General features: G+C 69.2%; 27 protein-coding genes. 10 read left to right on the forward strand and 17 right to left on the reverse strand.

Features of this window, described 5'->3' with window-relative positions:
* Positions 1-13 precede the first annotated feature (13 nt).
* The 4 genes from IBX18_RS14665 to IBX18_RS14680 all read right to left on the reverse strand — a co-directional run bounded on the left by IBX18_RS14665 (position 14) and on the right by IBX18_RS14680 (position 2225).
* Positions 14-361, reverse strand: a complete 348-nt coding sequence (locus IBX18_RS14665; protein WP_107654326.1) for a YbaB/EbfC family nucleoid-associated protein — start codon at positions 359-361, stop codon at positions 14-16.
* A gap of 76 nt (positions 362-437) precedes the next feature.
* Positions 438-779: a hypothetical protein gene (locus tag IBX18_RS14670; protein WP_107654327.1), complete on the reverse strand. Its 342-nt coding sequence runs from the start codon at positions 777-779 to the stop codon at positions 438-440.
* Positions 776-1897, reverse strand: a complete 1122-nt coding sequence (locus tag IBX18_RS14675; RefSeq protein ID WP_194834196.1) for an NlpC/P60 family protein — start codon at positions 1895-1897, stop codon at positions 776-778. The genes IBX18_RS14670 and IBX18_RS14675 overlap by 4 nt, the downstream gene beginning before the upstream one ends.
* Before the next feature lie 4 nt (positions 1898-1901).
* Positions 1902-2225: a DUF2563 family protein gene (locus IBX18_RS14680; RefSeq protein WP_194834197.1), complete on the reverse strand. Its 324-nt coding sequence runs from the start codon at positions 2223-2225 to the stop codon at positions 1902-1904.
* 147 nt (positions 2226-2372) lie between these two features.
* Here IBX18_RS14680 and upp point away from each other — a divergent pair, with 147 nt between their 5' ends.
* On the forward strand, positions 2373-2996 hold the full coding sequence (gene upp, locus IBX18_RS14685; RefSeq protein ID WP_194834198.1) for a uracil phosphoribosyltransferase: 624 nt from the start codon (positions 2373-2375) through the stop codon (positions 2994-2996).
* A gap of 63 nt (positions 2997-3059) precedes the next feature.
* Here the strand turns inward: upp and IBX18_RS14690 are convergent, their stop codons facing one another.
* The 4 genes from IBX18_RS14690 to IBX18_RS14705 all read right to left on the reverse strand — a co-directional run bounded on the left by IBX18_RS14690 (position 3060) and on the right by IBX18_RS14705 (position 6018).
* Entirely contained in the window at positions 3060-3284 is a 225-nt protein-coding gene (locus IBX18_RS14690; protein WP_194834199.1) for a hypothetical protein, read from the reverse strand.
* 21 nt (positions 3285-3305) lie between these two features.
* Entirely contained in the window at positions 3306-4802 is a 1497-nt protein-coding gene (locus IBX18_RS14695; RefSeq protein ID WP_194834200.1) for a phospho-sugar mutase, read from the reverse strand.
* The gene (locus tag IBX18_RS14700; RefSeq protein ID WP_194834354.1) at positions 4803-5582 is read right to left on the reverse strand and encodes a purine-nucleoside phosphorylase; all 780 of its coding nucleotides are present in this window, start codon (positions 5580-5582) and stop codon (positions 4803-4805) included.
* Between the two features lie 73 nt (positions 5583-5655).
* A complete protein-coding gene (locus IBX18_RS14705; RefSeq protein WP_255528049.1) occupies positions 5656-6018 on the reverse strand; it encodes an FAD-dependent monooxygenase in 363 nt (120 codons plus the stop codon).
* On the opposite strand from IBX18_RS14705, the gene IBX18_RS14710 reads away from it, so the two are divergent.
* The 4 genes from IBX18_RS14710 (at position 6017) to IBX18_RS14725 (ending at position 10105) form a co-directional block, all read left to right on the forward strand.
* Positions 6017-6685: a TetR family transcriptional regulator gene (locus IBX18_RS14710; RefSeq protein WP_194834202.1), complete on the forward strand. Its 669-nt coding sequence runs from the start codon at positions 6017-6019 to the stop codon at positions 6683-6685. The genes IBX18_RS14705 and IBX18_RS14710 overlap by 2 nt on opposite strands.
* A 69-nt stretch (positions 6686-6754) precedes the next feature.
* Positions 6755-7459 (forward strand): enoyl-CoA hydratase-related protein, encoded by a 705-nt coding sequence (locus IBX18_RS14715; protein WP_194834203.1) that lies wholly within the window; start codon positions 6755-6757, stop codon positions 7457-7459.
* A 214-nt stretch (positions 7460-7673) separates the two neighbouring features.
* Entirely contained in the window at positions 7674-8846 is a 1173-nt protein-coding gene (locus tag IBX18_RS14720) for a M20 family metallopeptidase (protein WP_194834355.1), read from the forward strand.
* Positions 8847-8953: 107 nt separating this feature from the next.
* Positions 8954-10105 carry a M20 family metallopeptidase gene (locus IBX18_RS14725; RefSeq protein ID WP_194834356.1) on the forward strand — a complete coding sequence of 384 codons (1152 nt, stop codon included), beginning with the start codon at positions 8954-8956 and terminating at the stop codon, positions 10103-10105.
* Positions 10106-10160: 55 nt separating this feature from the next.
* On the opposite strand, the gene IBX18_RS14730 is transcribed toward IBX18_RS14725, so the two are convergent.
* Entirely contained in the window at positions 10161-10634 is a 474-nt protein-coding gene (locus IBX18_RS14730) for a gamma-glutamylcyclotransferase (protein ID WP_150404309.1), read from the reverse strand.
* A 265-nt stretch (positions 10635-10899) separates the two neighbouring features.
* On the opposite strand from IBX18_RS14730, the gene IBX18_RS14735 reads away from it, so the two are divergent.
* The 4 genes from IBX18_RS14735 to IBX18_RS14750 all read left to right on the forward strand — a co-directional run bounded on the left by IBX18_RS14735 (position 10900) and on the right by IBX18_RS14750 (position 16027).
* On the forward strand, positions 10900-12303 hold the full coding sequence (locus tag IBX18_RS14735) for an NAD(P)H-quinone dehydrogenase (protein ID WP_107654333.1): 1404 nt from the start codon (positions 10900-10902) through the stop codon (positions 12301-12303).
* A 286-nt stretch (positions 12304-12589) separates the two neighbouring features.
* The gene (locus tag IBX18_RS14740) at positions 12590-13630 is read left to right on the forward strand and encodes a hypothetical protein (protein ID WP_228540954.1); all 1041 of its coding nucleotides are present in this window, start codon (positions 12590-12592) and stop codon (positions 13628-13630) included.
* Positions 13631-13708: 78 nt separating this feature from the next.
* A complete protein-coding gene (locus tag IBX18_RS14745) occupies positions 13709-14734 on the forward strand; it encodes a hypothetical protein (RefSeq protein ID WP_194834204.1) in 1026 nt (341 codons plus the stop codon).
* A gap of 117 nt (positions 14735-14851) precedes the next feature.
* Positions 14852-16027 (forward strand): PLP-dependent aminotransferase family protein, encoded by a 1176-nt coding sequence (locus IBX18_RS14750; RefSeq protein ID WP_194834205.1) that lies wholly within the window; start codon positions 14852-14854, stop codon positions 16025-16027.
* A gap of 4 nt (positions 16028-16031) precedes the next feature.
* Here the strand turns inward: IBX18_RS14750 and glpK are convergent, their stop codons facing one another.
* Positions 16032-17531 carry a glycerol kinase GlpK gene (gene glpK, locus IBX18_RS14755; RefSeq protein WP_194834206.1) on the reverse strand — a complete coding sequence of 500 codons (1500 nt, stop codon included), beginning with the start codon at positions 17529-17531 and terminating at the stop codon, positions 16032-16034.
* A gap of 324 nt (positions 17532-17855) precedes the next feature.
* Here glpK and glpD point away from each other — a divergent pair, with 324 nt between their 5' ends.
* On the forward strand, positions 17856-19619 hold the full coding sequence (glpD, locus tag IBX18_RS14760; protein WP_194834207.1) for a glycerol-3-phosphate dehydrogenase: 1764 nt from the start codon (positions 17856-17858) through the stop codon (positions 19617-19619).
* 7 nt (positions 19620-19626) lie between these two features.
* Here the strand turns inward: glpD and IBX18_RS14765 are convergent, their stop codons facing one another.
* From IBX18_RS14765 to IBX18_RS14795, 7 genes are all read right to left on the reverse strand, one after another.
* Positions 19627-20925, reverse strand: a complete 1299-nt coding sequence (locus IBX18_RS14765; RefSeq protein ID WP_194834208.1) for a HAMP domain-containing sensor histidine kinase — start codon at positions 20923-20925, stop codon at positions 19627-19629.
* Entirely contained in the window at positions 20922-21596 is a 675-nt protein-coding gene (locus IBX18_RS14770) for a response regulator transcription factor (protein WP_194834209.1), read from the reverse strand. Before IBX18_RS14770 ends, IBX18_RS14765 begins: the two co-directional genes overlap by 4 nt.
* A gap of 64 nt (positions 21597-21660) precedes the next feature.
* The gene (locus IBX18_RS14775) at positions 21661-21882 is read right to left on the reverse strand and encodes a hypothetical protein (protein WP_194834210.1); all 222 of its coding nucleotides are present in this window, start codon (positions 21880-21882) and stop codon (positions 21661-21663) included.
* Between the two features lie 93 nt (positions 21883-21975).
* Positions 21976-22545 (reverse strand): TetR/AcrR family transcriptional regulator, encoded by a 570-nt coding sequence (locus IBX18_RS14780; RefSeq protein WP_194834358.1) that lies wholly within the window; start codon positions 22543-22545, stop codon positions 21976-21978.
* Positions 22546-22643: 98 nt separating this feature from the next.
* Positions 22644-24005, reverse strand: coding sequence for a hydroxysqualene dehydroxylase HpnE (hpnE, locus tag IBX18_RS14785; RefSeq protein WP_194834211.1), 1362 nt, complete (start codon positions 24003-24005; stop codon positions 22644-22646).
* 54 nt (positions 24006-24059) lie between these two features.
* Positions 24060-24242, reverse strand: coding sequence for a hypothetical protein (locus tag IBX18_RS14790; protein WP_107654341.1), 183 nt, complete (start codon positions 24240-24242; stop codon positions 24060-24062).
* Between the two features lie 199 nt (positions 24243-24441).
* A complete protein-coding gene (locus IBX18_RS14795) occupies positions 24442-25224 on the reverse strand; it encodes a DNA-formamidopyrimidine glycosylase family protein (protein ID WP_194834212.1) in 783 nt (260 codons plus the stop codon).
* Between the last annotated feature and the right edge of the window lie 5 nt (positions 25225-25229).

Genomic DNA, 25229 nt, shown 5'->3' on the forward strand with positions numbered 1-25229 from the left:
TCGACCTTCCGCGTCAGGCACTATCCGGCCCGCCCCCAACGGTTCCTTGGGCGTCGTTCGCCGCGGGAACGAATGACTCGTTCAGTGTCGCAACGACCTTCGAGCGCTGGTTGCCCGCGTCCTCGGCGGCCTGCCTGCAAGCCCAGACGATCAGCTGTCCGACCTCGGCGGGCGGCAGCGAGGTGACCGTCTCGGCGAGGCTCAAAGCGACGAGCGCGCCGTCGCTGTCGACCTCGACGGTGACCGTGCCGTCCTCGGTGGTGTGCCGCCCGCGTACCTGCTTGAGGCCGTACAGCGCGGCCTCGAGTGCTTCCAGCTTCTGCGTCGCGTTCGCGACCAGAGCGTCCATCTCGGCACTCATGCCTGCGCCTCGCTGGCGCTCGGCTCCGCCATGAGCGCCGGGGCAGCTGTGCTCATTGTTCGCTCGCTCCGCTCGCTCATACTGGCCTCATCCAGGTCGTAGGTCCGGTGTCCGCGTCGTCGATCCGGTCCAGCTCGTCCACCGCCGCCTGGCGGGTGGGCAGGCCGAGCCGGTCCAGGATGTCGGCGGGCATGCCTGCCTCGGCGAGCAGCTCGCGGCGGCGCGCCTTCGCGGCGACGGTGGAGCGCTTGGTGAGCCGCATGATCTCGTTCGCGAGAGATTGTGCGCCGTACCGGTATTCGCTGCGCTCGAACTTGATCTCCACCGGCATGCCCTGATCGGTGGCCCGCACCGAGATGGTGCCCGACCGATTGGTGCTGGCCGCGACCGTGACGTTGGGAACCTGCGGTTGAGTCATGACGTCGGCCTGTAGAAGCCGTAGAAGCCCATCCCTGAGTTCTCCGTTCGAATCGAGCTGATCTGGACCGGGTCGCCTGCCTCGACGAATTGGCCGTTGCCGATCACCATCGCGACGTGGCCATCCCAGATGGCCAGATCGCCGGGCATCAGGTCGCCGGGGGAGACCGAGGTGCCGGTGGCCTGCTCGGCGGCCAGGCGCGGCAGCTCCACGCCCGCCTCGCCGTAGGCGAACTTGGTCAGCCCGCTGCAATCCAGGCCGGCGCCGGGGGTGTTGCCGCCCCACACGTACGGCGTGCCGACCGCGCTGATCGCCGAGCGCACCGCGGTCGCGGCCTTCTCGTTCGGCGCCTCCACGGTGCTGCCGTCGGGCAGCGTGATCTTCACGCCGGTGCCGTCGGGCATGCCCGAGGAGCCGGTGTCGGGTTTGGGTGTGCCCGACGGGCTCGGCGTTGCGGACTTGGTGCCGACCGTCGTCGAGTTGGTGGTCGAGGGCATCGCGGTGCTCATCAGGCTGCTCGCCATCGAACCGACACCGCTCAGCGCGCTGGTCGCGGTCGAAGCCAGCTGCTGCGCGCCCGCGGTGGAGGTGGCCGTGCCCGCGAGCGACGGGGTGGGCGGCGGCGGGGTGAGTTCGGACATCGACGCGGTGTGCGTGCCGAGTTCGTTCTGCACCCGGCCGACCACGTTGAGCGCCTGGCCCAGATGGTCGATCGCGGAGCCGACGATCATCGTCAGGCCCGCGGGGGTGGCCAGGGCCGGGCCCGCGCTCGCCGCGGTGTTCACGAACGACTGGGCGATGCCCGCGAGGTCTTTCTGACCCGTTTCCACCTCGGCCGCAGCCTGATTCACCACGGTTGCCATGTCGTTGCCGCGGTCGGAAATGGTGGCGGCGGAGGTCTGCACCCGCAGCGCCTTCGAGGTGGCGGCGTCGGCGGCCTGGCCGTCCCACGCGGTGTTCATGCCGTTGATGCTGTCGCGGCCCATCTGGTGGATCTGGTCCACCACGCTCGACGTGCTGCGCAGCGCGTCGGAGGGGCCGCCGGTGGGCAGCACGCCGGAGCCGAAGCTGGAAAGCAGGTCGAATATCGGCTTGGCCAGTGCGTTGATATCGATCACCGGCTCAGCCGTCCAATTCGGTGGCCACGGTCCGCAGCGCTCCCGCGTTGTTCAGGTCGGTCTCGGTGAGTACCGTCGCCGCGCCGGTGGCCGCGCCACCCATGCTGGCGAGTACCGCCGACAGCTGGCCGATCGAGGCGACGTGTCCGGCGTGCGCGGCGGCATACGCGGCCATGAAATCACCACCGATCAACCCCATGATCGGGCCGAGCAGCGCGGGCTCGGCCGCAGCGGCGCCGGCACCGGCCGTCGCCATCTCCCCGGCCATCACATGGGCGGTCGCGCCATAGGCTGCGATGCCCTCGGTGTCCGCCGACATCTTCCGCATCAGAGCTTCCCCCATCTGTTGTTCCCAGGCAGAGTACGTCATTCACTTGGTTCGACGCGCCCTCTTCCCGTTCGGTTCCCACCGATCCGAAAAAACTTTCGGGTAGAGCGTCGGCGGCGGACCCACCGGTCACTTTATCGTTCCCTCATGCGCACTCACACCGTGGACCATCCGCTCGCCGCTGCCCTGTTGACCACGATGCGAGACGAGCGCACCGACAATTCCGCCTTCCGCGCCGCGCTGCGCGACCTCACCAGGATCCTCATCTACGAGGCGCTGCGGGAGGCGCCGGTGCGGCGGTTCGAGATCAGCACGCCGGTGGCGGTGACCGAGGGTGCGCGACTGGCGCAACCGCCGCTGCTGGTGCCGGTGCTGCGGGCGGGCCTCGGCATGGTCGACGTGGCCGCCGAGCTGATCCCGGACGCCCGAATCGGATTCGTCGGCATCGCCCGCGACGAGGACACCCACGAGCCCGTCCCGTACATGGAGTCGCTGCCCGCCGACCTGGCCGGACTCCCGGTCTACGTGCTCGACCCGATGCTGGCCACCGGCGGCTCGATGCGGCACACCCTCGAACTCCTGGTCGCCCGCGGCGCCACCGACATCACCGCGGTCTGCGTCGTCGCGGCACCGGAAGGGGTTGCCGCACTGACCGATTCGGGCCACCCGGTGCGCCTGGTCACCGCCGCCGTGGACGCGGGCCTGAACGAGCACGCCTACATCGTCCCCGGCCTCGGCGACGCGGGCGATCGCCAGTTCGGCCCGCGCTAGGCCGCTGGTGTCACCCGCGCGCGACGTTGCCGGGCGTCGGCCCGGTGCGCCGCACGCGGGAGTTCACCCGTCCTGGGCTCGGGTGAACAGCTCGAGGTGAAAGCAGTCCTTGCATCGAAACGCATCGACCAGCCAGTGCGCGCGGCCGGTCCGCTTCGCGCCCCAGAAGCCGATCTCCAACGGCCCTTCGACCCAGCGGGCATGGCCGCGTGAACTGTCGCCGGAGTCCTCGATGAAGCCGGGCATCATGGCCTCGCTGCCGCAGTGGGTACAGTGCATCGCCGTCATCATCTGATGATGACGGCTGGGTCAGAGCCCCCGGCAGTAATCGCGCAATGCGGAAAGGTGTTGTCCCGCAGTTGTCCTGGCAGCGGGCAGTTCGGCAGCCGCCGCGACCGGGGTGACCACCTCGAGATAGCACTTGAGTTTCGGCTCGGTGCCCGACGGCCGGATCACGATGCGCGAGCCGCTACTCTCGAAAACGAGGGCGTCCGTGCGCATCCGGCCGCGTACCTGGAGCTGGTCGGTGTATTTGACCGGCTCGCCCGCGATCTGGTCCGGCGGGTTCGCGCGCAACCGGGCGACCACGTCCGCGGCGGCCGCCGCCGAATCGAGCCGCAGCGACACCTGATCGGTGCTGTGCAGGCCGAATTCCAGGGCGTAGTCGTCGAGTTGGTCGGTCAGCGTGCGGCCCGCCGCCTTCAGGCGGGCGACCAGGTCCGCGGTCAGCACGGCGGCCGAGATGCCGTCCTTGTCGCGCACCGTCGCCGGGTCGACGCAGTGGCCGATCGCCTCCTCGTAGGCGTAGACCAGGCCGTCGCCCGCGCGGGCCAGCCATTTGAAGCCGGTGAGGGTCTCGGCGTAGCGGGCGCCGCGGGCCGGGGCGAGCTTGGACAGCAGCCGCGATGACACGATCGTGGTGGCCACCAGCGCGTCTTGCGGTGCGGTGCGCAGCACGCAGTCGCCGAGCAGCACGCCGGTCTCGTCACCGCGCAACATTCGCCAGGTGTTGTCCGGCAGCGGAATTCCGACGGCACAGCGGTCCGCGTCGGGGTCGACCGCGATCGCGACGTCCGCGCCGACCCGGGCGGCGAGGGCGAGCAGCAGATCGGTGGCGCCGGGTTCCTCGGGGTTCGGGAACGCGACCGTCGGGAAGTCGGGATCGGGCTCGAACTGCTCCTCGACCACGTGCACGTCGGTGAATCCCGCTGCGGCGAGCGCCTGCACCACCATCTGGCCGCCGACCCCGTGTAGTGGCGTCAGCGCGATCCGGATCGCGGCCCGCGCACCCGCGCCGCCGATCACCGAGGGCAGCGAGGACACCCGGTTCAGGTAGCGCTGGACGATGTCGTCGTCCGCCGGGGTGACCGGGGTGCGGGCGACGGGTTCGGTGACCGCGTCGATGCACTGCTCGATCTCGGTGTCCGCGGGGGCCAGCAGCTGCGAGCCGCCGTCGAGGTAAACCTTGTAGCCGTTGTCGGTGGCCGGATTGTGCGAGGCGGTGATCTGCACGCCCGCGACCGCACCGAGCTCGCGCACCGCGTACGCGACCACCGGCGTCGGCAGCGGACCGGGCAGCAAGGTCACCGGAAAACCCGCCGCGGCAAAGATTTCCGCCGTCGCGGTGGCGAATTCGGCGGAGCCGTGGCGCGCGTCGCGCCCGACGACCACCGCGCCCCCGCCGAGGCACCGCCCGCGCAGCCACTCGACGAGTCCGGCGGTGGCCTTGGTCACCGTCGTCACGTTCATGCCGTCCGGGCCGTCCTGCAGCGGGCCACGCAGGCCGGCGGTGCCGAAGCGCAGCATCTACACCCGTTCCAGCACGCCGCGCAGCAGCTTGCCCAATCGCGGTGCGGCCGCGTGACCTTCGGCCAGCACCTCGGCGTGCGACAGATGCCCACCGGTGACGCCGGCGGCCAGGTTGGTGACCAGGGAGATGCCGAGCACCCGGGCACCGAGCGCGCGACAGGCGATCGCCTCCAGCACGGTCGACATGCCGACCAGGTCGGCGCCCATGGTGCGTAGCATCCGGATCTCGGCCGGGGTCTCGTACTGCGGCCCGGTCAGGCCCGCATACACGCCCTCGGTCAGGGTGGGGTCGATTTCTTTTGCCAGGGCGCGCAATTCGGGATCCCACGCGTCGACGAGATCGACGAAGGTGGCACCGGTGAGCGGGGTCCGGGCGGTGAGGTTCAGGTGATCGTTGATCAGCACCGGCTCGCCGACCCGCAGCCCCTCGCGGATACCGCCCGCGGCGTTGGTGAGCAGCACGATCTCGGCACCCGCCGCGACGGCCGCGGCAACCGGGTGCACCACCTCGGCGGGCTGGTAGCCCTCGTACAGGTGCTGGCGGCCCATCAGCAGCAGCGTGGGTGTGGCACCGACCGCGACCGAATGGATCATGCCGACGTGCCCCTGCGCACTCGGCGTCCCGAATCCGGGCAGCTCCGGCATCGGCACGGACGCGACGGGGGTGCCGATCTCAGCGGCCGCCTCCTGCCAGCCCGAGCCGAGCACCACCGCAACCCGGTGACGCGGCACTCCAGTACGTTCGGCGATCGCCTCGGCGGCCTGTTCGGCAAGCATGATCGTCACGATAGTCCGCCTGACACGGGCTTGCGGGTGCGCTCGGACAACCCGCAGGTCGATCGCGGCGGGCTCAATGCGCGGCGGCGGCAAGTCCCGGCGGTGTCCAGCCATAGAGCGAATCGGTGAATCGGGTGTTCGCCGCGGGCGGGGTGCATCGGGCCACGACGTCGCGGAGCAGAGCGGTGGCCGGCGTGCCACCTTGCAACGCGCGGCCCATCCGGCCGGAGGTCCGGGCCAGTCGTTGGGTGCGCGGGCGGCGGGCGGCATCGTAGGCGCGCATACCCGTTGTTACCCCGTGCTGACCGACCGCGGCCGCCAGTACCACCGCGTCCTCGATGGCCAGGCCCGCGCCTTGGCCGACGTCCGGTGTGATGGCGTGGGCGGCATCGCCGAGTACGGCAAGCCGTCGGGACCGGGCGCGGCAAGCGACCATGGCCGAGATCCGGGCAACGGCCCGGCGATTGCTGATCGAGAACGGCCCGCAATCGGTGGCCGTCAACGCCATCGCGCGCGAGATGGGCATGAGCGGGCCCGCGCTGTACCGCTACTACCCGCGGCACGAAGCTCTCGTACAGGCCGTCACCGCGGACTTCTACGACGAACTGACCGCCTCCGTCGGCGCCGCCCGGGACGGTCTGGCCCGCGCTTCCGCGTCGAGTCGGTTGCTCGCCATGTGCCGGGCCATGCGCGCCTGGGCGGTGGCGCACCCGGCCGAGTTCGGGTGGCTGTTCGCGACACCGTCCACCACTCTCGCGCCCGAATCGCTCAGTCACGCGAGCGCTCTCCGTTTCGAAGCCGTCTTCCGGAACGAGGTTGCCGTGCTGTGGATCACGCGACCGTTCGCCGTGCCGGAGCTCGCCGCCCTCGATCCCTCACTGCGGCGGCAATTGGTCACCTACTCGGCGGGCATCGACGGTCAGCTGCCGCCCGAAGCGGCGCACGTGTTTCTGAAGTCCTGGATTCGGCTCTATGGCCTGCTGTGCATGGAAGTGCTCCGCCAGGTCGACTTCGCGTTCAGCGACCTGACCCCGGTCTTCGAGGAGTTCCTGCGCGAGTTCAGCGCCGACCTCGGCCTGGACTACACCCCGCCGCGACGCTGAATTCCGGCCACGCTCCGGGATAGCTACCCGCGAGTAGGGGTGCTGCCGGGCGCCGGATATTCTGCACCCATGCCGTATCTGGAACGTGAAGGGGAAGTGTTCGTCCTGTACCTCGGAAACGAGGGACAGACCGACAGCGAGAACCGCTTTCACCCGGACTGGATCGACGAGTTCCACGCTGTGCTGGACAAGGTCGAGAGCTCCGAGGGTCCCGCCGCGCTGGTCACCGTGGCGACCGGCAAGTTCTACACCAACGGCCTGGACACCGACTGGCTGTTCGCCAACCTGCAGAACTCGCACGGCTACCTGGACCGCGTGCACTCGCTCTACACCCGGTTGCTGACGTTCCCGATGCCGACGGTCGCCGCGATCAACGGCCACGCCTTCGGGGCGGGCGCCATGCTGGCCACCTCGCACGATTTCCGGGTGATGCGCGCCGATCGCGGCTTCTACTGCCTGCCCGAGGTGCACCTGGGCATGCCGTTCACCGTGGGCATGAACGCCCTGCTCACCCAGCGGCTGTCCAACCAGGTCTGCGTGCAGGCGATGACCACCGGCTACCGCTACCCGGCCGACGAGGCGATCGCCGCGGGCATCGTGGACGGCAAGGCCGACGCGGAGTCGTTGCTGGCGACCGCGGTGGCCGAGGCCGCGGCATTGGCGAGCAACCGCAAGCCGAACCTGCCGGTGATCAAGCGCGCGCTGCACGCCGAGGCGCTGGCGGGTCTGGCCGTGCCGACCACGCCGGAGAACCTGGCCTTCGCCACCGGCTGACCCCGCGGCGGCCGAGGGACACGGCTGTGTCCTTCGGCGGAATGTGGCGTACTGAACTGCGGTGACGCGACGGCGACCCGCTGCGCCGGGCGCGACCCGGACCGGCATGACTTCGCTCGGTTTGCGGCGCAGTGCAACACTGTGTTCCATGCCACCACCGCGCAGCGGGCACCAGGAAACGCGCAGCGACTACGACGTCGCGCGCGCCGATGCCATGCAGCTGTCGGACGCGGCGATCAAGGCCGCGGTCGACCAGCTTGTCGATCTTTCGCACTCGATCCACGCCGAGCCGGAGCTCGCGTTCGAGGAGACGCGCAGCGTCGCCAAGACCATCGCGCCGCTCGTCGAGCGCGGCTTCGAGGTCGAGACCGGCGTGGCCGACCTGCCGACCGCGTTTCGCGCGAGCTTCGGTAGCGGGCCGCTGACCGTCGGCATCTGCGCGGAGTACGACGCCCTGCCGGGGATGGGACATGCCTGCGGGCACAACATCATTGCCGCCTCGTCGGTCGGTGCCGCGCTCGGCCTCGCCGAGGTGGCCGACGCGCTCGGGCTGACCGTGCTGGTACTCGGCACGCCCGCCGAGGAGAGCGGCGGCGGCAAGGTGCTGATGCTGGAGCGCGGCGTCTTCGACGACGTGGCGATGGCGATGATGGTGCACCCCGGTCCGCTCGACATCGCGGGCGCGCACTCGCTGGCGATGGCCGATCTGGCCATCACCTTCCACGGCCGCGAGGCGCACGCCAGCGCCGCGCCGGAACTCGGCCGCAACGCGGGCGACGCGGTCACCGTCACGCAGGTAGCTCTCGGATTGCTGAGACAGCATCTCCAGCCTGGCCAGCAACTCCACGGTATAGTCGGCGATGGTGGCGTAGCCCCGAACATCGTGCCCGGACGTGCGGAACTGCTGTATTACCTACGCGCAGTCGACTCCGTATCTCTCGACAACCTGATGCAACGAGCGTCAGCGTGTTTCGAGGCCGGCGCCCTTGCGACCGGCTGCACCCAGGAAATCCGGACTGTCGCGCCGACATATACCGAGCTGACGCCCGATCCGGCGTTACTGTTTGCCTACCGCGAGCAGATAACCCGATTGGGGCGAGTGCCGATCGCACCCGAGCTCGAGGCACAGCGGCCGCTCGGAAGCACGGACATGGGCAACGTCACCAATGTCATTCCTGGCATCCATCCGGTTATCGGAATTGATGCCGGTGGTGCGGTGACGCACCAGCCGGATTTCGCCGCGGCGAGCGTCAACGTCTCGGCGGATCGTGCGGTGGTCGATGGTGCGCTGGCTCTCGCGCGTACCGCGATCACCGCTGCCGGCGATGAAGAACACAGGGACAGGTTGTTGCAACGGCTCGTTCAACGACAGGAGGAGATTCGGTGAGCACTACCGGCCGTTCGGCCGAGCGGGTTACGGGGACGGACACGGGTGCGTGTGCACTCGTGGAGGGTCCGGACCTCGTCGCATTGTCGAACACCGTGGGGACGGGACTGGGATCGGTCGAGGGCTGGCTGGCCGAGCACTCGGTCGACCTCGTCCAGTGGCGGCGGCACATCCACGCCAACCCGGAACTTTCCCGCACCGAGTTCGCCACCACCGAATTCATCTCCTCCTGGCTGATCAAGGCGGGGCTGACCCCGCAGCCACTGCCCGGCGGCACCGGCCTCATCTGTGACATCGGGCCGGAGGGCCCGCGCATCGGCCTGCGCGCCGACATGGACGCGCTGCCGCTGCAGGAGTTCACCGGTCTGAGCTTCGCCTCCACCGTGCCCGGCGTCTCGCACGCCTGCGGGCACGATGCGCACACCACGATCCTGCTCGGCACCGCGCTCGCGCTGGCCGAGGTGCCGGAACTGCCGGTCGGCGTGCGCCTGGTCTTCCAGCCCGCCGAGGAGGTCATGCCCGGCGGCGCGATCGACGTGGTCGCCACCGGCGCGATGGAGGGTGTGGAGCGGATCTTCGCGCTGCACTGCGATCCGCGCCTGGAGGTGGGCCGGGTCGGCATCCGGGTCGGCGCGATCACCTCGGCCGCCGACACCGTCGAATTGGTGCTGGACTCGCCGGGTGGGCACACCTCGCGCCCGCATCTCACCAGCGATCTGGTCTATGCCATCGGCACCGTGATCACCGGGCTGCCCGGCCTGCTCAGCCGGCGCATCGACCCGCGCACCAGCACCGTGATGGTGTGGGGTGCGGTCAGTGCGGGCAAGGCGCCCAACGCGATTCCGCAGACCGGCATGCTCACCGGCACCGTGCGTACCGGCGATCACGCGACCTGGTCGCTGCTGGAGCCGATGGTGCGCGAGATCGTCGACGGACTGCTCGCCCCCACCGGCGTGCGGTATCAGCTGAACTACCGTCGCGGCGTGCCGCCGGTGGTCAACGACGAGCAGTCCACCCGGATGTTCGAGGACGCGATCCGCAAGCTCGGCCCGGACGCGCTGGCCGACACCATGCAATCCGGTGGCGGCGAAGACTTCTCGTGGTACCTGGAAGAGGTGTCCGGCGCGATGGCGCGCCTGGGCGTCTGGTCCGGGCACGGCGAGCAGCTGGACCTGCACCAGCCGACGTTCGACATCGACGAGCGCGCGCTCGCGGTCGGCGTGCGGGTGCTGACCAATATCGTGCTCAACGCACGCTGAGCTGAGAAAAACCGCGACGTGGTTGGCCTTCGGGCCGGCCACGTCGTCTCGTTTGTCAGCCGAAATTGCCCGGGCCGACGTTGCGGCTGTTGCGGGTGCGCAGGGAATGCACGTAATCCTCGGGCGCACCGGCCTTTTCGGCCGCGTCGGCGATCACGCCGATGTAGCGCGCCGAGGGCAGGCCGCCCTCGTAGGCGTCGAGCACGTACAACCAGGACAGCGTCGGGTCGGCGCCGCTCTCACTGCGGGTGACGCGCAGCCGGATTTTCTTGTGGATGCCGAAGTCCGAGCCCTCCCACCGATCGAGTCGCTGCTCGTCTTCGGGCGACACGTCGTAGAGCACGACGAAAACGCGGGAACCGGGCTCCTCGACGACCGTCGCCAGTGGTCCTTCCCAGCCGATGTCGTCACCAGCGAAGGTGAGCCGCCAGCCCTCCAACCAGCCCGTTCCGGACATGGGCGAGTGCGGACAGCGCTCGAGCATCTGGGTTGAGTCCATGTTGGACCCATAGGCGGCGTAGATCGGCACCAGAGAAGGGTAGCCAATAACATCCGAGGATCGTCTCTATCCCGGCCAGATGCGGTGTTCCGGTCGCGTATTCCGGGCGCGGCGACCGTGTAGACACCCGCATCGCGTGGCGATTCCGTGAGGGGTGGTGGCCGGGCGACGGGTGGGCCTGCATCGCGTGGCGATTCCGTGAGGGGTGGTGGCCGGGCGACGGGTGGGCCTGCCTCGCCCGATAACGTTGACAGGTACCGGAGATCCCGGTGCGCAACCAAGAGCGGAGGTATCCATGACCCGCATAGCGATCATCGGTGGCGGACCGGCCGGCTACGAGGCGGCGCTGGTGGCAGCCCAGCACGGTGCGTCGGTGACGCTGATCGATAGCGACGGCATCGGCGGGGCATGTGTGCTCTGGGACTGTGTCCCTTCGAAAACCTTCATCGCCTCCACCGGCGTGCGCACCGACCTGCGCCGCGCCCGCGATCTCGGGATCACCCTCGATCCGAACCAGGCGAAGGTGCAACTGGCCGAGGTGAACGGCCGCGTCAAGGCGCTGGCGCTGGCCCAGTCCTCCGACATCAGGTCCAAGCTGCAGACCGTCGGCGTCACCGTGCTCGCCGGTCGCGCGGAGCTGACCGACACGTCTACCGGCCTTGCCGCGCATCACGTGCGGGCCGTGCTGGCCGACGGCACCGAGACGACCATCGAGGCCGAAGTTGTGTTGATCGCCACTGGCGCGAGCCCGCGCGTGTTGCCGGGTGCCGAGCCGGACGGTGAGCGCATCCTGAACTGGCGTCAGCTCTACGACTTGGAAGAGCTGCCGGAGACCCTGGTGGTGGTCGGCTCCGGTGTCACCGGTGCCGAATTCGTCTCCGCCTACACCGAAATGGGCGTGCGGGTGCGGCTGGTCTCGAGTCGCGACCGGGTGCTGCCCGGCGAGGACGCCGACGCCGCCCTCGTGCTGGAGGACGCGCTCGCCGAACGCGGTGTCGAGCTGGTGAAGCACGCCCGCGCGGACGCGGTCGAGCGCACCGCCGAGGGCGTCGTGGTCAAGCTGTCCGACGGCCGGACCGTCGCCGGGACGCACGCGCTGATGACCGTGGGCTCCACGCCGAACACCGACGGCCTCGGACTGGAACGGGTCGGCATCGAACTCGACCGCGGCGGCTACCTGCGGGTGGACCGGGTTTCGCGGACCTCGGTGCCCGGCATCTACGCCGCGGGTGACTGCACCGGCCTGCTGCCGCTGGCCTCGGTGGCCGCGATGCAGGGCCGCATCGCGATGTACCACGCGCTCGGCGAGGGCGTCAGCCCGATCCGGTTGAAGACCGTGGCGTCCGCGGTGTTCACCCGCCCGGAGATCGCCACCGTCGGCGTGAGCCAGACCGCGATCGACAACGGTGAGACGCCGGCCCGCACGGTGATGCTGCCGCTGAACACCAACCCGAGGGCCAAGATGTCGGGCCTGCGCCGGGGTTTCGTGAAGATCTTCTGCCGCCCCGCCACCGGCGTGGTCATCGGCGGTGTGGTGGTGGCGCCGATCGCGTCGGAGCTCATCCTGCCGATCGCGCTCGCGGTGCAGAACAATCTGACCGTCAACGACCTGGCCCAGACCTTCTCGGTGTACCCCTCGCTGACCGGCTCGGTGACCGAAGCCGCACGCCAGTTGATGCGCCACGACGACCTGGACTGAATGGTCTTGCGGTTCAGCAGCGTTCGTGCAGTGTGAAGTTTTCATTCACATTGCCCATCAGGCCTACATATGGTTCACTTCCCGCAGAGATGCGATCGGCGGGCGGTCGCGTGGTTCGGTGTTCGGGGGGATGGATCGTTCCCAGTCGAAACGTCGAATGACCTTCGCGTCGTTCGACGACCGGGCGTCTCGTCAGAGACAACTGAGTGCGACCGTACCCAGGTCACACCCGGGAAAGGGAATGCGAAAAGTGAAACATCGTAAGCCGAGTCGGGCGCAGCGAGCGATGGCGAGCACCTCGTTGCCACTGGCCGCCGCGGCCGCGGTGGCCTCTCTCTTGGCGGCGCCGGCGGGGGCAGCTCCCAATGATCCGACCATTCCACCCACCACCGCGCCGCCGAGCCCCGCTCCGGCGCAGCCAGGGGTGAACGAGGCACCGCCGAGCCCCGATACCACCAAGCCGGATCCGAACAAGCCGGATCCCAACAAGCCGCAGGGTCCGAGCCAGCCGGGCGTCACCACGCCGGGCCAGCCGGGTGTCAATACGCCGGATCCGGTCATGCCGAATCCGAACAAGGATCCGCGACTGGCGCAGCCGACCCAGCCGGGTGTCACCACCCCGCGGATCGCGCCGCTGCCGGTGCCGGGTCAGTCCGGTCAGCAGGGTCAGGCCCAGCCCGCGGTGACGCCGGATACCCCGGACGGCGAGCAGGCGCCGGCCCAGCCCGGCACCACGCCGCAGCAGCCGGGTACGCCGAACACGCCGCCGCGCACCCAGAACACCCCGGGCGGCGACGAGAACACCCAGGCGCAGCAGCCGGAGACGCTGGTTCAGCCGCAGCAGCCCCGCTGGCAGGCCCCGCGACTGGAGGAGGCCCCGCCCGCGCCCGTCGTCGAGATGACCGGTCCGCACCAGGAGATCGGTGCGAACATCGACGGTGGCGCGCTGCTGCCGGGCCACGTGGCCAACACCCACCACTTCAACAACGAGTCGGGTTACGTCGGCACCATCGGGTACCGCACCCCGGCCGGTGCCGGTGAGGCCGGTGTTTCGGTCGAATACGTCGACACCAACACCGTCAAGGTCACCACCTACACCGGTGGTGTCGGCCTGACCGACAACAAGACGGTCTCCGTCTTCGACACCACCCAGGCCAACCTGGCCAAGGCGGCCGTCGAGAACTGGATCAAGGAACAGCCGGGCGGCGCCGCGGCGCTCGAAGCGGCCGCGCAAGTTAAGCTTCCGCTGCAGCCGGGCGATCTGGCTCCGCAAACGGTCGAAGTGGGTGGCGTGACCACCCAGTGGGGTGGTTCACTCCAGTACTGAGACGACTGGGGTTGATTCGACGGGTGGGGCGGTCGTTCGCGACCGCCCCACACGTGTGTCTTGGGGAAAGGATTGGGTGTGACCTCCGACGGTGATCCGAGGGAGAACGAATCCGACGACCAGTCCGCGTCGGATTTCGGACCTCCGGTGGGTGAATTCGGCCCGCCTGTCTCAGAATTCGGTCCGCCCGTTGCCGAATTCGGCCCGCCGATGGGGGATACCGGTCCGCGCTGGCAGGTGCCGGAGCAGACGGCCGACCATCCCGAGCTGGTGTGGCGACCCGCCGCCGACGCGGGGCCGACACCGCCGCCGCAGTACCGTGCACCTGATTCCGCAGCGGTCGCCGAGCCGCCGCCGGGACCGCCCGCGCCGCCTCGGGTACCGCCCGCCGATCGCGAGCAGCCCGCGCGGTCTGCCGGGGACCCGGACAAGGACTCGTGGTGGAACCGCCCGACCGACACGGGGAGCGTGCCGAAACCGCCGCCGCTGAGTGCGCCGGGACTGTCCTGGGCGGATGATCCGATCGCGAAGCGGTTGGCGCCGACCACGCCGGTCGTGGCGCCGCCGATGCCTCGGCAATCCGGCTCACACACCGGCCGCAACGTGATTGCGGGCATCCTGGCACTCGCCATCCTGGTCGGATTGACGGTGACGGTGATCATGGTGTCCCGGAACACCGGCGGCGACACCGCCGCGCCGCCCGCCGCGACCACCACTGCGGCACTGAGCTGCCCGGCCACCAAGGACGGCAAAGTGACCGTCGGCAACGGCAGCGGCGATGCCACCACCGGACCAGGGGCGATCCTCGGCTTCCAATACTCCTTCTACGTGGAGCGCAGCGGCGAGCGAGCGAGGAGCTTCGTGGCGCCCGATGCCGAGAACGTGTCACCGGCCGATGTCATCCAGAAGGGGATCAACGAGGAGGTGCCGGTAGGCACCACGCACTGTGTGCGGATCACCGAGGTGGCGACCGACACTTTCGATGTCGATCTGACCGAGCACCATCCCGACGGTAAGACCAGGGTGTACCCGCAGACAGTCACCACGGTGTTGCGAGACGGCAAGGTGCAGATCTACGCGATCAGGGAGCGGGCACTGTCCTGAGCTTTCGCGGCCGGTGGTCGCGAAGCTCTCAATATGTGAGAAATCGGTTTCATATCCTGGTCACTCGTATGCGACAGTGGATGCTCGCGTAACTCGGCGTTCCGTTCGGAGGTTCCCATGTCGCCGACCATTCCACCGCTCGCGGCCAAGCTCGGCGGACTGCAGAGCTCGGCGATCCGTGACCTGCTGAAACTCACCGCGCGCGCCGAGATCATCGGCCTGGCCGGCGGGTTGCCGGATGCGGAACTGATGCCGCGCGAGCGGATCGCGGCTGCTGCGGATGCGGCGCTGAGCAGCGCGGGCTGCCTGCAATACACCGAGTCGCCTGGCTGGCGCCCGCTGCGCGCGGTGCTCACCGAGCGGGAGTCTTTTCGGCTCGGTAGGTCGGTGACCATCGACGAGGTGTTCGTGACCCATGGCTCGCAGCAGGCGCTTTCGCTGCTGGCCGAGGTGCTGCTCGACCCCGGCGCGCTGGTCGTTGTGGAGGATCCGGCGTATGTCGGTGCGCTGCAAGTGTTTCGGGCCGCCGGTGCGCGGATCGTCGCGGTGCCGCTGGATGCCGAAGGCATGCGCACCGACGCGCTGGCCGATCTACTCGCCCGTGGCGAACGCCCGGCCCTGGTGCACACGGTGAGCAATTTCCACAACCCCGGCGGGGTGACGATGAGCCCGCGGCGTCGCGCCGAACTCGCCGAACTCGCTGACGCACATGGTTTCTGGGTGATCGAGGATGATCCGTACGGCGAGCTGTGGTTCGACAACCCGCCGCCCGCGCCCGTGGCGACCTACTCCCGCAACGTGATTCGGCTGTCGAGCGCCTCCAAGATCCTGGCGCCCTCGCTGCGCGTCGGCTGGATGGTCGCACCGGACCCGGTGTGCCGCGCGGTGGAACTGCTGAAACAAGGTGCGGACTTGTGCGGTTCGGCGCTGACCCATCAGATCGCCGCCGACCTGCTCGCCGACGAGACCTGGCTGTCCGCCCACGTCGACCACGTGCGCACCGTCTACGGCGAGCGCGCCAAGTCGCTGGTGCACGCGGTGCGCACCCGTTTCGGCGACCGCGTGCGCTGCACCGACGCCACCGGCGGCATGTTCGTCTGGGCCGACTTCACCGACGACACCGACACCCAGGCACTGCTCCCGCGTGCCCTCGAGGCAGGCGTCGCCTACGTCCCCGGCTCCGCCTTCGCCGTCGACGGCGGCTACCGCAACTCGATGCGCATGTGCTTCACCACCTCCGACAGCGCCACGCTGACCGAGGCAGTGGACCGACTGGCGCGCGCCGCACAGTAGCGGGTCAATCCGCCCAGTTGTAGGTGCGTTCGACGGCCTTGTTCCAGGACTTCCAGTGTTCGTCGCGGTCTTCGGCGGACATGGTCGGCTGCCACGTCTTGTCGGCCGCCCAGTTCTCCCGGATGTCGTCGGTGCCGGACCAGTAGTCGACCGCGAGGCCGGCCGCGTAGGCGGCGCCGAGGGCGGTGGTTTCGTTGACGACGGGGCGCACCACGGGCACGTCGAGGATGTCGGACTGGAACTGCATGAGCAGGTCGTTGCTGACCATGCCGCCGTCCACCTTCAGCGTGGTCAGTTCGAGGTCGAGCTGCTCGGATTCGGCGTCGGCGCGCATGGCGTCGACCACCTCGCCGGTCTGAAAAGCGGTGGACTCCAGCACGGCTCGGGCCAGGTGGGCCTTGTTCACGTAGCGGGTGAGCCCGGCGATGACGCCGCGGGCGTCCGGTCGCCAGCGTGGCGCGAACAGCCCGGAGAAGGCGGGCACGATGTAGGCGCCGCCGTTGTCCTCGACGCTGCGGGCCAGCGGCTCGATCTCGTCGGCCGAGGAGATGATGCCCAGGTTGTCCCGGAACCATTGCACCAGTGAGCCGGTGACCGCGATCGACCCCTCCAGCGCGTACACGGCGGGCCCGTCGCCGAGCTGATAGCAGACGGTAGTGAGCAGGCCGTGCTTGCTGACCACGGGCGTGGTCCCGGTGTTGAGCAGCATGAAATTGCCGGTGCCGTAAGTGTTCTTGGCTTCGCCGGGGGACAGGCAGGCCTGGCCGAAGGTGGCGGCCTGCTGGTCGCCGAGGATGCCCGCGACCGGAATCCCTTGCAGCGGACCGGAGCTGATCTCCGCGTACACCTCCGAGGAGCTGCGGATCTCCGGCAGCAGCGACTCCGGCACCCCGAACTCCGCGCAGATCTCCGAATCCCATTGGCGGGTATTCAGATCCATCAGCATGGTGCGCGACGCGTTGGTCACGTCGGTGATGTGCTCACCGGTCAGGTTCCACAGCACCCAGCTGTCCATGGTGCCGAAGCACAGCTCGCCCGCCTCTGCCCGCTTGCGCGCACCGTCGACATTGTCCAGAATCCAGCGCAGCTTCGGCCCGGCGAAGTAGGTGGACAGCGGCAGGCCGGTGCGCTCCTGATAGCGGGTCGGCCCGATATCGCCGCCGAGTTCGGTGGTCAGCCGGTCGGTGCGGGTGTCCTGCCAGACGATGGCATGGTGAATCGGCTTGCCGGTGGACCGATCCCACACCACGGTGGTCTCGCGCTGGTTGGTGACGCCGACCGCCGCGATGTCGTCTTTGCTGAGCTTTTGCTGCTTCAGCACCTCACCCAGCACGAATTCGGTGTTCTTCCAGATGGTTTCGGCGTCGTGCTCGACCCAGCCCCGTCGTGGAAAGATCTGTTCGTGTTCCCGCTGGGCCACGCCGACGACGCGCCCCTGCCGATCGAAAACGATGCACCGACTCGAAGTCGTGCCCTGGTCGATGGCGGCCACATAGCGACGCATTCGTGCAGGTTACTAAACACCGAGCGCGCTGTGTCCGATTGCGGCTACGCGGGTCCTCGACGGTCACGCCGGCTTCCCGGCAACGGGCTCGGGCCGGATTGCCCGCCGAGCCCGCCGCTGCGCCGGGCTGTGGATCACATGGCCGCCCGCGCCCCGCTCGATTAGGGTCGAGAGCAGTTACCGACGAGTAGCGCTCAACGACACGAGCGACGCCGTGGTCGAAGAGATCCGTGACACCTGGCATAGCCTGTAGCAAGAGCAGCTCGATCGAATGCGCGAACAAGACCACTACGTCGTCGACAAACGCGGCTGGAGGAGTCGAGCATGACCAAGAAACCGGAGTCCCAGTTCCTCGGTCCGGAGCAGCGCAGGACGGCCTGGGAGCGGTTCGGCAAGGACCATTTCGACGTGGTCGTCATCGGCGGCGGCGTGGTCGGCGCGGGTATCGCGCTCGACGCGGCCACCCGCGGGCTGAAGGTCGCGCTGGTCGAGGCGCGTGACCTCGCCTCCGGCACGTCGAGCCGGTCGTCGAAGATGTTCCACGGTGGCCTGCGCTATCTGGAGCAGTTGGAGTTCGGCCTGGTCCGCGAGGCGCTGAAGGAACGCGAGCTCGCAATGTCCGCGCTCGCCCCGCACCTGGTGAAACCACTGCGCTTCCTCTATCCGCTCACCCACCGCGCGTGGGAGCGACCGTACGTCGCGGCGGGTCTGATGCTCTACGACACCATGGGCGGCGCCAAATCCGTTCCAGGGCAGCGTCACCTCACCCGCATGGGCGCGCTGCGACTCGCTCCCGGTCTCAAGCGCAGCGCGCTGATCGGCGGCATCAGCTACTACGACACCGTCGTCGACGACGCCAGGCACACCATGACCGTGGCCCGCACCGCCGCGCACTACGGCGCGGTGATCCGCACCTCCACCCAGGTCGTCGGCTTCCTGCGCGAGGCCGACCGGGTGGTCGGCGTGCAGGTGCGCGACAGCGAGGACGGCCGCACCGCCGACATCCGCGCGCACGTGGTGATCAACTCGACCGGCGTGTGGACCGACGAGGTGCAGGCACTGGCGCACCAGCGCGGCCGCTTCCACGTCCGGGCCTCCAAGGGCGTGCACATCGTGGTGCCGCGCGATCGGATCGTCAGCGACGCCGCGATCATCCTGCGCACCCCGACTTCCGTGCTGTTCGTCATCCCGTGGGGCACCCACTGGATCATCGGCACCACCGATACCGATTGGAACCTCGACCTCGCCCATCCGGCGGCGACCAAGGCCGACATCGACTATCTGCTGGACCGGGTCAACGACGTGCTGGTCACTCCGCTCACCCACGACGACATCGACGGCGTCTACGCGGGCCTGCGCCCGCTGCTGGCGGGGGAGAGCGACGAGACCTCCAAGCTGTCCCGCGAACACGCCGTCGCCCGGGTCGCGCCCGGCCTGGTCAGCATCGCGGGCGGCAAGTACACCACCTATCGGGTGATGGCCTACGACGCCGTCGACGAAGCAGCACAGGACATTCCGGCCCGGGTGTCGCCGTCGATCACCGAGAAGGTGCCGCTGCTCGGCGCCGACGGCTACTTCGCGCTGGTCAACCAGACGGTGCAGCTGGCCGAGGAATACGGCGTGCACCCGTACCGGATCAAGCACCTGCTCGATCGGTACGGCGCGCTCATCGACGAGGTGCTGGCACTCGCGGACGGCAACCCCGAACTGCTGCAACCCATTACCGAGGCGCCGTCGTACCTGCAGGTGGAGGCCGTGTACGCGGCCGCCGCCGAGGGCGCGCTGCACCTGGACGACATCCTGGCCCGGCGCACCCGCATCTCCATCGAATACCCGGACCGCGGCGCCGACTGCGCCGAGCAGGTGGCCCGCCTCGTCGCGCCGGTCCTCGGCTGGGACGACGCCGAAATCGAGCGGGAGATAACGACTTATCGGGCCCGCGTCGAGGCCGAGATCCGTTCGCAGACCCAGCCCGACGACGACTCCGCCGATGCGCTGCGCATCGCCGCCCCCGAACCGCGGCCCGAGATTCTGGAGCCGGTGCCGGTGGACGGCGTGAACAAGGCTGTGCGGCAACCGAATCGGTAGCGACGTGTCAGGGGAGGCCGAGTGCGGGCGGCGGCAGTGCGACGGTCGCGATGGTGCCGCCGCCCGGTGCGGGCTCCATTGTCGCGGTGCCGCCGTGTAATTCGGCGATCCACGCGACCAGCGCCAGCCCGATGCCGCTGCCCCGCCCCGCGGTGACGCCGCGAGCGAACGGATTGCTCGACAGCTGCGGGTGCAGCCCCGCGCCGTGGTCGCGCACACTGACCCGCCCCTGCGCGACGTGCACTTCCACCGGAGCGTCGGGGTTGATCGCGCCGTGCGTGATCGCATTCTCGATCAGGTTACGCACCGCGAGGCTCAACAGGCTCGGGTCGCCGACGACGACCGTCGGTTCGCTCTGCACGACGACCTTCGCCTGGAACTCCTCGACCACCGCCTCGGTGAGCTGATCGAGCAGCAACTGCACCCGCTCCATCGTCGTCACCCCCGCCTGCATCCGGGCCCGCGCGAGCAGGCCGGTGACGATCCGCTCCATCCGGGTCCCCAGCGCGCCCGCGTCGGCCAGTGCGCGCTCCACCTCGTGCGGACTGCGGCGCCGCGGCGCGGTGACCAGCCCCAAAGTAGTGAGTGGCGTGCGCAATTCGTGGGCGGCGTCACCGAGGAAGCGTTCCTGCTCCTCGACGAGCAGCAACGCCTGGCGCATGCTGCGGCCCGACAGCGCGTGTGCGGCAAGGGCGGACAGGGTGACGAGCGTCAGTCCGCCGACCACGAGCGCCCAGAGCAGCACCGCCCGGTCCCGATCCACCAGTCCCGGATTGGTGCCCGCGACGACGACCGCCTCCGTTTTCGTGTCCTCCCAGAAGACCGGCGTCGCCGCGAGCCGCACCGGGCGGCCCGCGCTGTCGTAGCCGTCCTGGAATACGGTCTCGCCCGCGCGCACGGCATCGTCGGCCAGCGCCTCCGCGCCGGTGGTCGGTGGCAGCCAGGACCGCAGGTGCCCGTAGATCTCCCGCCAGTGCCCGGTGTCGTCGTTCGTGACGATCAGGACCGCGGTCTCGCCGTTGGCCAGATCGTCCTTCTCCACCAACTCGAGGTCGATCACCTGATCGTCGGAGTTGAACTCGACGCTGCGCCACAGGCCGGTGACCACCCGGTCCAGGCTGTCGTCGATGGCATTGTGCCGCGACCGTGCGTCGATGATCGCCGCGAGCACGCCGAGGATGATCAGGCAGGTCGCGGTGATCACGGTGATGAGGGCGGTCAGCAGCCGACGGGTGCGGCGCAGTCTGGCTACGGCGGGTAGGACGTTAGCGGAGCGACCGGACAACGCCGTTGCCGTGGGAATCAACGTGCGAATGAGTCACTTCCGATCATGAAGCCGGTGCCGCGCACGGTCTCGATCACCTGCGGCGGCCCGAGCTCGCGGCGCAGCTGCGCGATCACGGCGTCCACCACATTCGAGGCGGGCTCGGCCATCTCGTCCCAGCAGCACTCGATGAGCTCGCTGCGCGAGACCACGCTGCCCGCGCGGGTGGCGAGCAGCTCGAGCACCGCGAATTCCTTCGGGGTCAGCGACCGCAGGATGCCCGCGCGCTGCACCCGGCGGCGCGGCAGGTCGATGTCGATATCGCCGAGCACGAGGCGCGCGGGCGCCGGATGTTCGCGGCGGCGGCTCAACGCGCGCACCCTGGCGGCCAGTTCGGGCATCGCAAACGGTTTGACCAGGTAGTCGTCGGCGCCGTGCTCGAAACCGGCGATGCGATCGGCGAGGCCGTCGCGGGCGGTGAGCATCAGCACCGGCACCCGCTGGCCCGCGGCGCGCTGGACGGAGACCAGGTGCAGTCCGTCGCCGTCGGGCAGGCCGCGATCGACGATGAGAACGTCGTAGGTGTTGACGGAGATCTTCAGGTCGGCGTCGGCGAGGTGGTGGGCGAGGTCGACGGCGAACCCCGCCGAGCGCAGCCCGGCCGCGACTTCGTTTCCCAGACCTTCGTCGTCCTCGACCACCAGCACACGCACGAGATCAGAGAGTATGCCATTTCAGATCGGGCCGATCCGGCACACCGGACCGGCCCGGCCGGGATCAGTTGGTGGAGTAGTACAGATCCCATTCACCGGTGGGGGTCTGCTGGCACTCCCACCACGTCCAGTCCGGATGCGCGGGTGCGTCGGAGCCATCCGCCCGGCACGCGGCTTCGGTGCCGTAGGTGCCTACGTAGATCGTCTCCGCTGAGGCCACCGCCGACCCTCCGGCGACGAGGCCCGCCGAAAGCGCAACGGTCGCAAGCAAAGTGCTGAGCTTCATGTGTTTTCCTCTCTCCCCGGCGCGAGATCCGCGCCTTGGTGAAAGAAAACCAAGCTGTCCGTGAGATTTTCGTGAGGCTGTCGACGCCGCAGGTCAGCGGGGTGCTTCCAGCCGGACCGCCCAGCCGACGAGCGAGCGGAGGTAGCGCAGCACCATCTCGTCCGGATAGTTCGCCGGATCGGTGAGGTGCAGCCGGGCCAGTTCCTCCATGGCCGCCAACAGGATTCGCTCGGTCGGCCCGTCAGGGTCGACGGTGACACCCGCGTAGCGGGACAGGTGGCGCGCGCCGATCGCTCGGGCGTAGGACCGGCCGAGTTCGAGGCGGTCGCGCAGATCGGGCGGGCCGCCGTCCGGTGGGCTGAGGATGATCCGCCAACTGGTCGGCGCCGCATGCAGATAGGCGAGGATGCCGCGGCCGACCTGATCCACGTCGACGGCGTCGGACCAGTCGACGCTGCTGACCCCGGCCAGCGCGATCTCGGACTCGCGGTCGAGCAGCGCGGTCATCAGCCCGGACAGGTCGGTGAACTGCTGATACACCAGGGCGCGGGCGACCTGGGACTCGCGCGCCACCCGATCGATGGTGACCGCGCCGAAACCGTCGGCGGCGACGATGTCGCGGGCGACATCCAGCAGCTGAGCCCGCCGGTCGGCCGCCGACATCCGGCGTTTGGGGGCCGGTCGACCGACCGCGGGCTTGGCGGTCGTCGACTTACCCGTCCGTGGCTTGGCGACGTGGTCGGACGTGGCGCGATCCGTGCTCACCGCACTGACGGTAGCGCAAGCAGTAGATCGACCGCCTGTGCCGCACTCTGTACTGCGCTTTCCATGGTCGCCGACCAGTCGGTGGCGGTCCAGTCGCCGGCGAGTACCAGCGTCGGCACCGAGGTGCGTTGCCCGGGTCGCAGCGCGTGCGTGCCGACCACCTGGGAGAAGGTCGCCTTCGGCATCCGAACCACGTGTCCCTGAACAACTTTCGCCTCTTTGGTGGCGGGGTAGTAGCGGCGCAACAGGTCCAGTTGCTCGGCGACGATCTCCTCGTTGGTCTTGTGGATCTGTTCGTAGGCGCCGCTGGTGGTCAGGCAGTAGAGCCAGGCCTGATCGGTGGGGCGGCCGGTCATCCGCTGGCGGTCGAAGACCTCATCGATCACGCCGGTACCGCCGATCAACGCCTCGAACTCGGCCGTGGTGCCCAGCGGGCGATCCAGATACAGGTTGGTGCTGACGATCGGCGTATAGCCCAATTTGTCTGCGGCAGCATAGAGTTCGGCGTGCTCGGGCAGGTCGTCGAGTAGACCGTTGATGTTGGAGTTGGGTACGGCGCACACCACCGCGTCCGCCGGGACGGTGGTGCCGTCGGCCAGCGCCACCCCGGTGACCCGGCCGTCGGCGATGTTGATGCGCCGGGCCACCGCGCGATGCTTGACCTCGACGCCATGTCGCGCAAAGACTTTCAGCGCACCGGTGATGAACAGCGTGTCCAGGTCGGTGGTCGGGTAGCCGATGGTGGCCGGGCGTCGGTGCTTGATGCCGAGGCGGATGCCGGTGGCCATCACGTCGGCGAGCACCTTCGCCGATTCCTGCTGCACCGGTTCGGCGGCGACCCCGAGCGCCAGCCAATCCCACAGGGCCTCACGGGCTTTCGCTGGCATGCCGATGCGGTTGAACCACTGCTCGGTGGTCAGGTCGGGCAGGTCGGCGGGCTGGTGCAGGCATTGCCAGCCGAGCCGGAGGGTCGCGACGGTGGCGCGGGCCCGTTCGAGCAGACTGGCGTCGGGGTGCGCGCCGGACAGGGTGCGCAGCGCGCCGAAGCCCTTGGTGCTCATGGTGGCGCTGCGGCCGTCGGGCCAGCGCAGCGTGGCCCGCTCCGGGAAGGCGACGTACTGCCGGGTGCCGATGCTGGTGAGATACCGGAACAGGTGGTCGTAGCCGCTGGCGATCACGTGCTGGCCGTTGTCCGGCGGGTCGTCCACCACATCCACCTTCATGGCGTGGGTGCGGCCGCCGAGCCGGCCGCGCCGTTCCAGCAGGGTGACGTTCTTGCCCGCCTGGGCCAGCCAGACCGCGGCCGCGAGGCCGGCCAGTCCGCCGCCGATGACCACGTACTGCCGTGGATCGTTCATGCCGCACTCCTCATTAACTTACAGCTTGTAAGTTATGGGGCTGCGGTCAGTTCGTCAAGGTCGCGGCGACACCGAGGAGATCGGCGGGTGCGGCGCCCGGGGCGTATCGGTGGGCGAACTCGGATGGAGCAGAAGGTAACTGAACAGCGCGGTGGCCAGGGTCGCCAGCGCGGCGAAGAAGAGGCGCGAGGCGATCGCGAGCAGCGGTCGTCTGCTCGATCTCGATACCGTCGTCATGGCCTGCTCCTGTGCTGTGTCGTGACTGCCACGGAGATAGTCGTGCCGAGCGCGCCGATCATTAGCAACTGAGTGGCAAATTACAGTGGTCGGTGGGTAATAGCCGGTGGGCACGCCGAGCACATCGTTGGATTGCACAGTTGATTCGGTGCGGCGAACCAACCGGCTTGGTCCGGTGGCGGACTTTCCGCGCCGGAACCTAGCTGCCGGGAACCGGCTGGCAGCGGGGGCAGAAGTAGATGCCGCGTTCGCGGTAGGCGATGCGGTCCGACGCGGGCGCGGGATCGCCGAGCAGCGCCCTGGCGATGGGGGTGCCACACCGTTGGCACGGGCGGTGGGTCCGGCCGTAGATCAGTTCACGCCGCGGTGGTTTCCGCACCGCCTCGGTCAGCACGCGGTGTGCCTCGTGCACCAGCGCGAGCAGGTCGGGTACGTCGGCGACCGGGGTCACCGGGTGAACGCGGCGCAGGAAACAGATCTCGCTGCGGAAGACATTGCCGATGCCGGCCAGGTTCCGCTGGTCCAGCAGCGCGACGCCGATCGGCTGATCCGGATAGCGCTCCAGCCGCCGCACCGCCTCGGCCACGTCCCAATCCGGGCCGAGCAGGTCGGGGCCGAGGTGGTCGATGATCCGGTGTTCGTCGCCGACCCGCACCACTTCGACCTTGCCGAGGGAGAACCCGACGGCCTCGACCTCGGCCGTGCGCAGCACCAGCCGCGCCGTCACCCGGGGTTTCGTCCAGCGCTGGCCGCAGTGGAAGATCCGCCAGGTGCCCTCCATCTTGAGATGGGTGTGGATGCTCACGGTCGGCGTCCGGATGAACAGGTGCTTGCCGTAGCTGCTGACGCTCTCCACCACCTGGTCCCGCAGGTCGACGGTCGCATAGCGCGGCACGCGGAAGTCGCTGCCGGTCAACGTCTTCCCCTCCAGCGCCGCGCGCAGTCGCGCCGCGGCCAGGTAGACGGTGTCACCCTCGGGCATGCCGG

Source organism: Nocardia sp. XZ_19_369 (assembly GCF_015355715.1).
Taxonomy (GTDB): domain Bacteria; phylum Actinomycetota; class Actinomycetes; order Mycobacteriales; family Mycobacteriaceae; genus Nocardia.